The following is a 15,704-nucleotide window of genomic DNA, read 5'->3' on the forward strand; positions in this document are numbered from 1 at the left end:
CGGCGCCGCAAGACCTCACACGCTTGGAAAAATCATCCAGCACGCGTGTTTGGCTCAGAGTTACCAATAGTTATTAGTGTAAAATTCACACAGGCTTTACCAAATTTACGCGAACTCCCTCAAGGCTGCTCTCCATATCCGTGTAATGAATTGACCTTCGCGGCTAAGTCCATCAAGGAAAAATCTTCAAATGGTGCCGCATGACGCGGCCCGGGCGAGGTGAGACGCAGGCTACATTTTTGGCGGAAACCGCCGACGTAGCCCGACCTCAGAAGGGCAAGAACGTATCGTGCGCGCACATCCAAGGCAGGATTCCGGCAAGACATTCAGAGAGCGGATCGCTTTGCGATCGCCCGCAGGCAACGTCATTCACCGTCTCGCGCGCCTCGGACATCAATCGCTTGCCGTCACCCTCAGCGCCCTCCTATTTCTACAGCCGGCGATTGCGAATGCTCAATCGATTTCGGCAAGCACGACCGCCCCTGTTGTCAACCAGCCGAGCATCGGTGCTGCTCCAAACGGCGTGCCGCTCGTCGACATCGTCACGCCGAATGCGAGCGGCCTGTCACACAACAAATACGACAACTTCAATGTCGGAACCCAGGGCGCGATCCTCAACAATTTCAAGGGCGAGCAAGGCACCTCGAACCTTGGCGGCGTAACGCCGGGCAATCCGAACCTCAATGCCTCGAACCCCGCTTCGGTGATCCTCAACGAAGTCACCAGCGGCAATCGCTCGGCGCTCAATGGCCCGACGGAAGTGTTCGGCACCAAGGCCGATGTCATAATAGCAAATCCTAATGGAATAACCTGCAATGGCTGCGGCTTCATCAATACACCGCATGCGACGCTGACGACCGGTGTTCCTACTATCGGCGCCGACGGCAGCCTGACCGGCTTCACCGTCAATGGTGGCGACGTCACCTTCGAAGGGGCAGGGGGCAACTTCGCCGCCGCTCCTGGCTCGGTTGACCTATTCGATGTCGTTGCGCGCAACATCCACGTCAATGCGGCGATCTACGGCAAAACCATCCGGCTGACGGGCGGCGCGAGCCAATACAACTATGCGACCGATGAGGCGACGGCGCTGACGGCCACGTCGGGCACGCCGGAATACGCCATCGACGGTACCGCGCTCGGCGCCATGCAGGCCGACCGCATCAAGATCGTCGTCACCGAGAAGGGTGCCGGCGTCAATATGAGCGGCGACATGGCCGCCAATGCCGGCGAACTGTCGCTCTCGGCCGACGGCAAGATCTCGATCGGCAATGCCTCGGGCAGCCAGGGTGTCACCATCACCTCGAAGAACAAGGTGACGGCCGCCAAGGTGACCTCGAAGGCAAAGGTCGCCATTCAGGCCGATCAGGGGATCACCCTGCAATCGGTGGCGGCCGACGATGATATTGCCCTGTCGAGCGGCAGCGGCCTGTTGAGTGTTGCGGGTGACAGCAACAGCGCCGCCAATCTCGCAATGACATCGGCCGGCGGCATTGCTGCTGCCAATGTGACGGCCGGCGGACCAGCAACGCTGTCGGCCTCTGCCGGCAATATCGGCCTGACGGGAGCGGCCAACAGCACGGGTGCGCTGTCGATCACCGCGACCTCCGGTTCGATCACGGCCGCCTCGCTCCTGAGCTACAACAATATCGGCCTCAATGCCGGCCTCGATATCGCCGTTGCCGACACCGTCTTTGCTCAAGGTACGATTACCGCCACCGGCCGGTCGATATCGACCGGCGCCACCGTTTCCGGTCTCGACATTGCCGCCACCCAGGCAGGTGGCACGACCGTGCTGGCGAGTGCCGCCGACCTGCAACTGATGGCAACAGGCGGTGCGGTCAGTGCCGCAAGCCTGCTCTCCTCCGGCAATATCACAGTCGATGCGACTTCCCTGACGGCCCAGACGATCACGGCGCATGGTGCCGTCGGCATCGATGCCGCCACCAACGTTTCGGGCCAGCTCCTTGCCTCCGGTGATGTCTCCATCAATGGCCAAGGCATTCAGGCGGCGACGATCGCCTCCGGCGTCGACTTCTCCGCCACCGATGCGGCGGGTGGCAGCATCGCTCTTGGTTCCTCCGGCACCCTCAATCTGACTGCCGGCGCCGGTACCATCACCGCCGGCACGCTGCTGTCGGCCGGCGATCTGACGGCTGAGGCTGCGCTGCTGAAGACCGACAATCTCACCAGCCACGGCAAGGTCGGCATCGACGGCGGCGTTGATGTCGCCAGCCAACTGCTCGGCGCCGGCGCGATCACCATCAACGGCAACGCCAATGGCGTCAGCGCCGATCTTCTCGCCTCCGGCGTGGACTTTGCCGCGACCAAATCGGCCGGCGGCAATATAGTGCTCGCGAGTAGTGGCGATCTGACCATCAATGACAGCGCCGGCGGCATCCAGGCCGGCACCATCCTGACAGCCGGCGCAATCGATGCCGTCGGCCAGACGATTAGCGCCGACAACATTACCGGCCATAAGGACATCACGCTCGCTGGCGCTACCAGCACAACGGCCGGCAACGGTCGCGTGGACATCAACGGCAAGGTCCTCGGCGCTGGCAATGTCGGCATCACCGGCTCTAGCATCGCGGCCGACGCCATCGTCTCCGGCGTCGATATCACCGCCACCGATGCCGCCGGCGGCAGGATCGTGCTTGGCACAACGGCAGCCGGGACCGGCAATCTGACATTGACGGCCTCCGGCGCGCTCAGCGCCGGGACGCTGCTGTCGTCAGGCGATCTCAATGCCAATGCCGCGACCATTGCGGCCGACGACATCTCGGCCCATGGCGACATGACGCTCGGCGGCGCAATCAGCGTTACCGACCAGATCCTCGGCGCTGGCAACGTATCGATCACCGGCCAGAGCCTTTCCGCTCAGACCTTCGTTGCCGGCATCGACTTTGATGCGACTAGTGCCGCCAGCGGCAATATCGTGCTTGGTCAGAGCGGCGATCTATCGGTCTCAACCAACGGCGCATCCACAGCATCGACCATACAGGCCGCTGGTACGATCGACATCAGTGCGGCCTCCGTTACCGCCGACGCGATCACCGGGCATAAGGACATCACGCTTTCCGGTGCGACCGATGTCAGCGGCCAGGTCCTCGGCGGCGGCGATGTCGGCATCTCTGGTTCAAGTATCAAGGCCGACGCTATCGTTTCCGGGGTTGATTTCGGCGCGACGGCTGCTTCTGGCGGCATCGTGCTCGCCAGCAGCGGCGACCTGACGCTTGCCTCGACCGGCAATATCGATGCTGGAACGTTGCTCTCGGCGGGCGATCTTAATGCCAGCGCCGCGGCCATCACAGCCGACAATATTTCGGCCCATGGCGAGATGACGCTCGGCGGCGTCATCAACGTCGCGGATCAGATTCTCGGCGCGGGCAACGTGCTGATCACCGGCCAGAGCTTGGCCGCCCAGACCCTTGTCGCGGGTCTCGACTTCGACGCCACCGATGCCGCGGGCGGCAATATCGTGCTTGGCCAGGCCGGCGATCTCACAGTGTCGGTCAGCGGTGCGATGGCCGCGTCAACCATCCAGGCGGCCGGCACCCTCGATGCGGGCGGTGGCACCATCACTGCGGATGCTGTCACGGGCCACACGAACATCACGCTTTCCGGCGCTACCGGTACGACGGCCGCGAGCGGCCGCGTGAATGTCAACAGTCAAGTCCTTGGCGGCGGCGACATCAACATATCGGGTTCCGGCATCGCCGCCGGCGCCATTGTTTCCGGTGTCGATTTCGCCGCGACGGCAGCCGCCAATGGCAGCATCGTCCAGACGACTAGCGGCAATCTGACGCTCGCCTCAAGCGGAGTAATCGACGCCGGAACACTGCAATCGGCTGGCGTCCTTTCAGCAGCCGGCACTACCCTGACTGCAGATGCGATTATCGCGCATGGCGACATGGCGCTCGGCGGTGCCATCGCCATTACTGACCAGATCCTCGGCGGCGGAAATGTGCTGATCACCGGCGAGAGCCTGTCAGCGCAGACTCTTGTAGCCGGCCTCGACTTCGGTGCTACCGATGCCGCCGGCGGCAATATCGTGCTCGGCCAGGCCGGCGACCTGACGGTCTCTGTCGCCGGCGCGGTGGCCGCTTCGACCATGCAGGCGGCCGGCAACATAGATGCCAGCGGTTCGACCATCACCGCCGAGGCCATCACGGGCCACAGGAACATCACGCTTTCCGGCACGACAGATGTCAGCAGTCAGGTTCTCGGCGGCAACGACGTCAGCATTTCCGGCGCGAGCATTGTTGCCGGTGCTGTCGTTTCCGGCGTCGATTTCGCCGCGACGGCTGCGTCCGGCGGCGGCATCGTGCTCACCGGCAGCGGCGATCTGACACTGACCGCCTCCGGCGCGCTGAGCGTCGGCACGCTGTTGTCAGCCAGCAATCTCCATGCTACCGGCGCGACCATCACGGCGGACAGCGTCAGCGCACATGGCGATATCATGCTCGGCGGCGCGATCAGCGTCACAGATCAGATTCTCGGCGCCGGCAATGTGCTGATCACCGGTCAGAGCCTGGCGGCTCAGACTCTCGTTGCCGGCATCGACTTTGACGCCACCAATGCGGCCAGCGGCAATATCGTGTTAGGCCAGGCCGGTGACCTCTCGGTCTCGTTGAGCGGCGCGGTAGCCGCCTCGACCATACAGGCCGCCGGCAGCATCGACGCCAACGCTGCCACCATCACCGCCGATGCCATCACTGGCCACAGGAACATCACGCTTTCCGGCACGACAGATGTCAGCAGCCAGGTTCTCGGCGGCAACGACGTCAGCATCTCCGGCTCCGGCATCGCCGCCGGTGCTGTGGTTTCGGGCGTCGATTTCGCGGCAACTGCTGCGGCCACTGGCAATATCGTACTGGCGGGCAGCGGCGATCTGAGTCTCGTCTCAAGCGGCAGCGTCACTGCCGGCACGCTGTTGTCGGCCGGCGATCTCAGTGCTACCGGCGCGACTATCACGGCAGACAGCGTCATCGCCCATGGCGATATGACGCTCGGCGGTGCGATCAGCGTTACAAATCAGATTCTCGGCGCCGGCAATGTCCTGATCACCGGCCAAAGCCTGACGGCTCATACCCTCGTCTCCGGCATCGACTTTGACGCCACCAATGCGGCTGGCGGCAATATCGTGCTTGGCCAGGCAGGTGACCTGACCGTCGCGGTCAGCGGCGGCATGGCGGTACCGACCGTGCAGGCCGCCGGTGCGATCGATGCCAGCGCAGCGACCATCACAGCCGATGCTATCACCGGCCATAAGGACGTCACGCTCTCTGGCGCGACCACCATCAATGGTCAAATCCTTGGCGGCAATGATATCAACATCTCCGGCTCCAGCATCAAGGCTGGCACAGTCGTCTCTGGTGTCGACTTCGCCGCGACTGCCGCCGGCGGCGGCAACATCGTGCTCGCCAGCAGCGGCGACGTTACGCTTGCCTCAACCGGCAATATCAACGCCGGCACGCTGCTGTCGGCCGGCGATCTCAGTGCGACTGGTTCGACCATCACAGCGGACAGCGTGACGGCGCATGGCGATATCACGCTCGGCGGCGCGATCAGTATTGCTGACCAAATCCTCGGCTCCAGTAATGTGTTGATTACCGGCCAGAGTCTTTCCACGCAGACCCTTGTCGCAGGCATCGACTTTGACGCCACCGATGCCGCCGGCGGCAATATCGTGCTTGGTCAAAGCGGCGACCTTTCAGTCTCGGTCAGTGATGCGGTAGCAGCCTCGACGATACAGGCCGCTGGTACGATCGACATCAACGGCGCAAGCATTACCGCCGACGCAGTTACCGGGCATAAGGACATCACCCTTTCTGGCGCGACAGCCGGAAGCGGTCGCGTTGACGTCAACGCCCAAATCCTTGGCGCCGGCGACGTCAGCATCTCCGGCTCCAGCATCAAGGCTGAAACGGTTGTCTCCGGCGTTGACTTCACCGCGACTGCCGCTGGCGGCGGCGATATCGCGCTCGCCAGCAGTGGTGACGTGACGCTTGCCTCGACTGGCAATATAGACGCCGGTACATTGCTGTCGGCCGGCGATCTCAGTGCCAGCGGCACCACCGTCACCGCCGATGCCGTCACGGCGCATGGCGACGTGATGCTCGGGGGCGGCATCAGCGTTAGCGGTCAAATTCTTGGTGCCGACAATATCTCGATCACCGGCCAAAGCCTATCCGCGCAGACTCTTATTGCCGGCATCGATTTCGACGCTACCGATGCCGCCGGCGGCAATGTCGTGCTTGGTCAAGGCGGCGATCTGACGGTGTCGATCAGTGGCGGCGCGGCGGCCTCGACTATCCAAGCCGCCGGCGCAATCGACGTTACTGCAGCTTCCGTTACCGCCGATGCGATCACCGGGCATAAAAACATTGCCATTTCCGGTGCTACAGATGTCAGCGGCCAAATCCTCGGCGGTGGCGACATCGGCATCTCCGGTTCCAGCATCACGGCCGGCGCACTCGTTTCCGGCGTCGACTTTGCGGCGACGGCTGCGGCTGGAGGCAATATCGCACTCGCCAACAGCGGTGACCTGACGCTTGCCTCGACCGGTACTATCAATGCCGGCACGCTGCTCTCGGCCAGTGGTCTCAGCGTGGCTGGTTCGACAATCACTGCCGATGCGGTCACAGCCCATCGCAACGTTGCGCTCGATGGCGCCACGGCCATCAGCGGTCAGATCCTCGGCTCCGGCAATGTCCTCATCACCGGCCAGAGCCTGTCGGCTCAGACCGTCGTTGCCGGCATCGACTTCGATGCCTCCAATGCCTCCGGCGGCGACATTCTGCTCGGATCGAGCGGCGACCTGACGGTCGCAGTCAGCGGCGCCGCGGCCGCATCCACCGTGCAGGCGGCGGGTACGATCGACATCAATGCGGCGACGATTACCGCCGATGCGATCACCGGGCATAAAAACATTGCCATTTCCGGTAAGACGACCGGAAGCGGTCTTGTGGACGTCACCGGCCAAATCCTCGGCGGCGGCGATATCGGCATCTCCGGCTCGGGCATTTCCGCCGGTGCCATCGTCTCCGGCGTCGATTTCGCCGCAACGGCTATCGCGGGCGGCAATATCGTCCAGACGTCAAGTGGCGACGTGCAGCTCGCCTCGACAGGCGATCTCGCCGTCGGCACCTTGCTATCGGCGGGCAATCTCACCGCGCAAGCGCTCAACCTGACGGCAAGCAGCATCACCGGCCATGGCGCCGTCGATCTCACGGCCAGCGGCACGGCGATCGGAACCGGTCGCGTCGATGTCAGCGGCCAGGTGTTGTCGGCCGGTAACCTTGCGATCGACGGCGCCAGCCTCAATGCCGGCCTTCTCGTCTCCGGCGTCGATTTCACCGCGACCGCGGCCTCCGGCGGCAATGTCGTCCTGGGATCGTCCGGCGCCATGGACCTGACCCTCTCCGGCAATGCCGTGGCCGGCACCATCCTGTCGGCGGGCGATTTAACGGCAACGGCGACCGGTCTCCAGGCGGGCAGCATCACCAGCCATGGCAAGGTCGATGTGGTCGGCAACGTCGATGTCACCAGCCAAATTCTCGCCGCCGGCGACCTGACGCTCAATGGCGGCAGCATCAAAGCGCCGGTGCTGATCTCCGGCATCGACTTTGCCCCCACCACTGTCGCCGGCGGCAATATCGTGCTGGCGCAATCCGGCGCCATGGGCCTCACCGCGACCGGCGATATCGTCTCGCAAACCATGCTGTCGGCCGGCGACTTTGCCGCACGAGCTGGCAATCTTACGGCCGACAGCATCACCAGCCACGGCAAAGTGGCGATCACCGCTAGCGGCAATCTCGACATCAGCAACCAGGTGCTTGCCGCTGGCAACCTTTCAATCACCGGCGGCAGCATCAGCGCCCCAACCCTGATCTCCGGCATCGATTTCACCGCCACCAATGCCGCCAGCGGCAGCATAGTGCTGGCATCGTCCGGTGACATGCAGCTTACCGCCTCGGCCGGTATTGCAACGTCGACCATGCTGTCGGCCGGTGATATCGACGCCGCTGCTTCAACCATTGCAGCCGGTGCCGTCACCGCGCATGGCGACGCCACCTTTGCCGGCAGCAACAGCGTCAATGTCACCGGCCAACTCCTTGCAGCCGACGACGCCGCGCTCTCCGGCCAGACAGTGCATCTGGGCCAGGCCGTCACCGGCGTCGACTTCGCCGCCACCGCGCAATCATCCAACGGCGCCATAGCTCTCGGATCCGGTGGCAATCTCGACATCACCGCAGCAAGCGCCACAGCCAACACGCTGATCGTCGCAGGCAGCCTCGATGTGGTGGCGAGCGCCTTTACCGGCGGCAACATCACCAGCCACGGCGCGGTCTCGATCGGTTCGTCCAGCAGTCCCGGCGCGGTTGCGATCAATGGTCAGCTTCTTGGCGGAAGCAACGTCTCGATCACCGGATCGAGCATCAGCGGCAATGTCATCGTCGCCGGCGTCGATTTTGCCGCGACCAGCCAATCGGCCACCGGCAACATCGTCCTTGGCCAGACGGGTGATCTCACCTTGAGGGCCACCTCCGGCAGCATAGCCGTCAACAGCCTGATGACGGCCGGCAGCATCGCAGCCACTGCGGCCAACAATGTCAGCGCGAATGCCGTCGCCCATGGCGACCTGACGATGACCGCCGGCAATGCGATTACCCTCGCCGGCCAGTCGCTTGCGGCGCGCAACGCCACTTTGTCCGCCCGCTCGATGACGATCGATACGCTGGTTTCCGGCGTCGACTTTGCCGCCACCAGTGCGGCGTCCGGCGGCAGCCTGATGCTGCAGCGCACCGGCACAATGACGCTTGCCGCCGCCAGCGGCAGCATCAACGCCAATGCGCTGCTCTCCGGCGGCAATTTGGCCGCCACGGCAACGCAGAACATCGGCTATGCCAGCCTGCAGAGCCTCGGCAATGCCACGCTGACTGCCCCCGGCGCTATCAGCTATACCAGCACCACCCGCGTCGGCGGCAATCTGACGCTCAACACCGGAGTTCTTGATCTCTCCGGCAGCAGGGGCAGCCTGATTGCCAGCGGCGGCACGCTGATCGTCAATGCCTCGTCGGCCAATCTTTCCGGCAGCAATCTCGTCTTCGGCGGCTTGGGGCTCAACCTTTCCGGCAATGCCGACCTCTCCAATGCCGATATCAGCACCGTTACCAATGCCGGCGGTTCCGGCGATATCGCCATCTCCGCCGCGGGCCTTACGACGACGGCCGGCACCTCGCTGCTGGCCGCGCACGACCTGACGCTCAGCCTGCCGTCGCTGGCCAACACCGGTCAGCTTGCTGCCGGCAACAATCTCACCTTCAACATTGCAGGAGATTTCTACAACAGCCCCTCCGGCCTCGTCTTCTCGGGCTACAACGCCAACCTCTTCGTCGGTGGCGTGCTCACCAATGACCAAGGCGCGATCCTGTCCGGCAACGGCCTTGCTATCGCCGGGCCGGGCGGCAGCGGACGCAATGGTGCCGTCGTCAACTCCGCCGGCCTCATCCAGTCCGGCGGGAGCATGTCGATCCTGACTAACGGGTTGACCAACACCACGACCTCCGGACCGACGATCCAGCGCAATGTGCAGATATCCGACGATATCCTGCACGCCTATGACCTCATCGATGGTGACGGCACCACGACTACCCTTGTTCACCAGTTCGTCGACGAGGACAGGCTCATCAGCTCAGCCGGCCCCGCAGCCAAGATCCGAGCGGGTGGCCCTCTCACGATTGACGCAACCAACCTCACGAACGCCTACAGCTCGATCGAGACCGACAGCAACATGCTGCTCACCGTCGCGGGCACGCTGACCAATGACGGAGCCACCCTCAACCGCATTACCGAGGTAACCTGTAACAGCTCGACGCCTTGCCAGTATTACCCGGATGAGACGGTTGAGACGACGACGCTGAACTGCAGTGGACCCAACCGGGGATGCCTCGAATTCACCAGCACGACCTATCAGCCCAATCCCAACGGCACGCGCGATCCCTCGAAGGATCTGAACCCCGGCACGACTGTCACCGGCGTTGCAGCGACGGGGGCGATCTCCGGCGTTATCGAGGCACGCGGCGCTCTCACCATCAACGGTGGCGGTGCGGTCAACAACGTTGCCGCCAACGGATCGATCGCGGGTCAGGTGGCAATCGACGCACCTGCGACGACCAACAATCCGCTCGGCGCACTGAACAGCATGACCGCCGGCGGTGCCTTGTTCAACGTCAACGCCACCCTTGCCAATGTCGCCGCCAATGGCGGTGCCAGCCTTAGCAGCGGCCCGTCGCTGGCAAGCACCAGCACGACGATCGGCGGCGGCCCGGCAATCAGCGGCACCACCCTGACGGCAGGAAGCGCCTCGATCAGCGGCGGCAGTTTGTCGGTCAATGGCAGCGCCTCGGTTAGCGGCAACGGCGTGATGGCTGCTACAGGCGCCATAATCAGCGGCAGCAGTTTGACAGCGGCTGGCGGTGCTTCGGTCAGCGGCAATGGCCTAACGACCGCCGGCGGTACATCTGTCAGCGGTACCGGCGTCACAGCAGCGAGCGGGCCTTCGATCAGTGGCAACGGCGTGACGGCAGCCGGCGGTACGGCAATCAGCGGCAACGGCCTGACGGCAGGCAACGCCTCGGTCAATCCCAACAGCCTGATGGGCAAGCTCACCGCTGCCATCGGCAATAGCGGCAATCTCGCCCAAATCCTGCAGGTAAACGGCGCTCAGCTCGCCTCGGTTGCCAAGCCGCAGTCCGGTGGCGTCGGCGGCACGGTTCCAGGCCAGGTCTTCCTGTTCGAGACGCGGGCAGCTTTCCTTGACGTCTCGACCTTCTACGGCTCGGCTTACTTCATCGACCGCATCGGCTACACGCCCGAGACGAAAGTTCCGTTCCTCGGTGACGCCTATTTCGACAATCAGTTCATCGACGAGCAGATGCGGCAACTGGTCGGCGATGGTCTCGGCGCCGGCTCCTTCATCCCCGGCAACAACGCCACCGAGCAGATGAAGACGCTGCTCGACAATGGTGTGGCCTATGCCGAGGCCCACGGCCTTTCCCTTGGCCAGGCGCTCACGCCGGAACAGGCGGCATCGCTCACCCAGTCGATCGTCATCTATCAGGCCGAGATCATCGACGGCGCACAGGTGCTCGTGCCGGTCGTCTATCTCTCCGCCGCAGACCGCGCGAAGGTCAACGGTTCAGCCGCCGTCATCGCCGGCAACACGGTCAGCATCGATGCCGGCTCCGTCAATAATTCCGGCGCCATCGCCGCCGCCGACGGCATGACCATCAACGCCACCGACATCAAGGCCAATGGCGGCGTCTTCCTCGCCGGCGGCAACATGAACCTCAATGCCGCCAACGGCATCACGCTCGCCGCCCAGACGATGAACATCGGCGGCCAGACGGTCGTCGCATCTAGTGGCGGGATCACCGCCGGCGGCAATCTGAAGGTGGATGCCGGCGCCAGCAGCCTGACGCTTTCCGGCACCAAGGTGGCGGCCGGCGGCTCGGCGCAGCTTTCCGGCCAAACCGTGACGCTCGGCGCCATCAAACAGGACAATGGCGGCGTGCAAACGCTCGTCGGCACCACGGTGACGACCGGCGGCAATCTCACCGTCGCCGGCGCGAGCGGCGTCAACATCATCGCCAGCTCCGCCAAGGTCGGCGGCGACCTCTCCGTCACATCTACAAGCGGTTCGGTCAACATCATCTCCGCCGGCGTCCAGAACACCACGGTCGACATCAGCCGTGGCACGACCCTCAAGACCACCAGCCAGACGCAACTTGGTTCGTCGCTCACCGCCAGCGGCGCCATGCTGGTGTCGGGCAACCAGGGTGTTTTGATCGCAGGCTCGTCGCTCGATGCCACGGGCAATCTCGGCATCGTCTCGACCAACGGCAACATCGCGATCACGGCGTCTGAGGATCAGACCACCAGCCAGTCGAAAACCAAACCCGGCACTTCCAACGGCTATAAGGGCAGCCAGTCGTCCTCGACCGCACTCACGAGCAATGGGTCCTCGATTACCTCCGAGAACGGCGGAGTGAATATCCAGGCCGACACTGGCAACATCAGCGTTATCGGCTCCGATATCGCTGCCAAGGGCGGCACGACAACCCTTATTGCCAAGGGTGACATCACCATCGGCGAAGCAACCGACAGCGCCTCTTCCTCCGGCAAGTCGGGCTCGAAGAAGACGAGCGAAGCGACGACGACGGCTGAGGGTTCGTCGATCTCAGGCCAGACCGGCGTCAGCATCGTGTCCACCGGTGGCAACGTCACGATCTCCGCCTCTGATGTCACGGCAGGCGATGCGACCCATACGGCGGACGCCAATATCAGTGCCGCCGGCAACATCGTCATCGCCTCCGGCAAGGATACGGACGAGACCACCTCCGACAGCAAGTCCAGCGGCTTCCTGTCTTCATCCAAGACCCACACCCACACCTATGACGAAGATACCGTCGGCTCCTCCATCTCGGCATCCGGCAACATCAACGTCGCTGCCGGCGGTGAGACCGTCGTCTCCGGCTCCAATATCGCCGCCGGCGACAATCTCAGCCTCTCCGGCTCGACCGTTACCATCATGGGGGCAGAGGAGGAGCACGAGAGCGACAAGCAGACCAAGAAGTCCGGCATCGGCGTGGGGTCCGGTGGCGGGTTCATCTCGATCTATGGATCGAAGGATTCGAAGAGAAGTCAGAGTGAGACTGACAATATAGGCTCGACGCTTTCGTCGGGCGGCACGACGACGATCACCTCGACGCAAGGCGACGTCAACATCTTCGGCTCGTCATCGCATTCCGGCGACGGCACGGTGATTTCGTCGGCGCGCGACGTCAACATCGCACCGGGCGCAGAAGAACAGTCTTCCTCCAGTCAGACCAAGCGCTCCGGCTTCGGCATCGATTTCTCCGTCGGCAGCGGCAGCGTCTCGGTCGGCATTGGCGTCGGCACCTCGGAAGAGAAACGGTCGAAGGATGCCAATATCAAAGCGGTCAGCTCGCTCGACAGCGACGGCAGCATTACCATCGCTGCCAACCGCAACATCAATGACCAGTCCGGAAAGATCATGGCCGCAGGCGCGATCGGTCTGATCGCAGGCGATGACGTCAACATGCTCTTGAGTAACGACGTCACAAATGCCTCCGAGATGCAGAAGAAGAGCTTTGCGGGTGTCAGCCTGACGGTCCAGTCGTCGCTGATTTCAGCGGGCCAGCAAGCGATGCAAGCAGGTAGTCTGCTTTCCGGGAATAACGGTATCTACGGTATCGCCCCGGCGGTGCTGGCCGGAGTCAAGGGTTATCAGGCGATATCGTCGACGATGGCCGCCATTGGCGCGAAGCCGAATCCAGAGACCGGCCTCAAGCCAGCTATCGCCGGGATTTCACTGACGGCAGGCTACAGCTTCAGTGAAAGTTCCTCGCAGTCAACGACCTCAATCCCCGTTCCACCCGAGATCCGCGGCAGCTCGGTGACCATCGTCGCCCAATCCGGTGCCGTGGTTGGCCGCGGCGTGCAGATCAGCGCGGGCATGGGCAAGGATGGCAAGACACCAAGTCTTTCCACCGATCCGGATAACGGAAGCGTGCTGATTTCCGCGGCTGGAAACGTCGATCTCGAAAGCGTCCAAGCCACCAGCGATAGTAAGAGCAGGAGCAAATCGGGCAGTGTGAGCGTCGGAATTGCCGCGAGTATCGATGCCAGCCACAACATCTTCAACGCTGGCCCGACCGCCGACGCAAGCTACAGCTCCGGCAAGGAGACAGCCGGCTCGGTCACTCAGGTCAATTCGAATGTCACCGGCATAAATGCGGTCACAATCGTTTCCGGCGACACGCTGACGCTGGGGGGCGGCGTGCTGTCTGGCAACAGAGTCAGTGCCAGTGCTACCAATGGCATCGTCATCGAGAGCCGCCAGGACATCGCATCCTATGACGAGAAGACGAAGAGTGCCCAACTTGGCATCAGTTCGGGTGGCATTAGCGGCGGCTACAATCAGGGCACCATCACGGGCGATTATGCCAACGTATCCCAGCAGAGTGGCATCTTTGCAGGTTCCGGCGGCTATCACGTCAACACCGACGGCAGCATCGATCTCATCGGCGGGTTTATCGGCTCAACCGCCGATCCGATGAACAACGATCTGGCCGCCAACCAGATTCTTTATTCCAATATCGAAAACTCAATGTGGGCCTCCTCGACAAGTTACGGCTTCAGCCTGATCGGGGCCGGCATCCCAGTCCCGGTCGTTGGCCAGCCCGCCAAGCAGGACGATCACGGCGAGACGCTGGCGACGATTACGCCTGGCAACTGGAACCTGGCGAACCAGCAGCAGGATCTGTCCGACCTTAACACCGATGCCTTCAAAGCGAACAATACAGTTGATCCTTTCGACATCGACAAACTGAAAGCCCAACAGCAAAGCGCTGCGGCATTGTCGGCGCTCCTCAACATGGGGGTTGGTGAGCTTTCAGAGCGACTCGGCTTTGCCGAAGGATCTCCCGAAAAGGTTGCTCTGCACGCTGCAGTGGGCGCGATTGTCTCGCAGCTAGCCGGCAGCAACGTTGGTGCCGGTGCTCTCAGCGGCGCCCTGAGTGAAATCGCCAATGGCGTGCTTCAACAGGTCTTGCAAGCCGATCCCAATCTCACAGATACGCAGAAAAGCGCCATTACCCAATGGGTGGCGGCGGCTATCGGCGCTGTTGCCGGTGGCGGAACGGGTGCCGCCGCCGCCCTCGACAATGTCAATTACAACTATCTGACGCATAAGGAGCGGCAGGAACTTGCCCGGGCATTGGCGGACTGCAGCCCCAAAGACTCCGAATCCCCGGCCTGCAGTCGAGTTAAGGAGCTTCAGGCCCTTACAATCAGCCGCGACGAGAGGCTTGATAGCTGCGTTGGCAATTCCTCGGCCTTATGTGTCAAGGCTCGTACCGATCTTCGAATTGCGGCTGCAGAGTATCTTGATGCCGCCCTGACGGGAGATGGCGAGGGCGATGAGATGTCGCTCCTCGAACGGCATATGGTGTTCCTGAAGGCATGGCAATATGCCGACAGCAGCGATGCCCAAAACGGTCAGGATTTCAAGGACGAAGCCTCCAAACTGAAGAGTGATGCCGCCAAAGCTCTTCTGACCGGTTCAAAGGATCAGATCGCCAGCATCATTCGCGATCCGGTCATTGGTGGGGTGATTGCGTGGGGCGGCACCGGTAGCGCCAGGAGCATTATTGGTGAAGGCGCGGGAAGCCCTGGATCGAAGGGAGGAAACTCGCCAGGGCAAATTGCAGACACGCCTACAAATAGCCCTTCAGGAAGTTGGACTGTGGTTACTGAAGCGATGTCACCGCGGGCACAAGCGTACCAGGCGCAGATTACCGGAACCACCGGAAGGGTATACATTGTAAATGGCGTAAAATTTGACGGTGTGAGTGCCAGTGGCACTTTGCTCGAGGCGAAGGGACCTGGCTATGCAACATTTGTGGACAAAGCCACCGGGAGTTTCAAATCGTGGTTTTCGGGAGCAGATGACCTTATTAGTCAAGCCCAACGGCAGACAGCTGCGGCCGGCGGGAATCCTGTCACTTGGAGCGTAGCGGAATCTAGCGCGGCCACTGCAATTCAAAATTTGCTGAAAGCAAACAACATAACGGGTATCACAGTCAACTTCATACCACCGCTATAGGAGCTATGTA

At 62.6% G+C, this 15,704-nt stretch carries 1 protein-coding gene; it reads left to right on the forward strand.

Features of this window, described 5'->3' with window-relative positions; genetic code table 11:
* The first annotated feature begins 289 nt into the window (after positions 1 to 289).
* Positions 290 to 15,694 (forward strand): hemagglutinin repeat-containing protein, encoded by a 15,405-nt coding sequence (locus tag QA646_RS19650; RefSeq protein ID WP_283059931.1) that lies wholly within the window; start codon positions 290 to 292, stop codon positions 15,692 to 15,694.
* Positions 15,695 to 15,704: the final 10 nt, after the last annotated feature.

This window comes from Rhizobium sp. CB3090 (genome assembly GCF_029714285.1).
GTDB lineage: Bacteria > Pseudomonadota > Alphaproteobacteria > Rhizobiales > Rhizobiaceae > Rhizobium.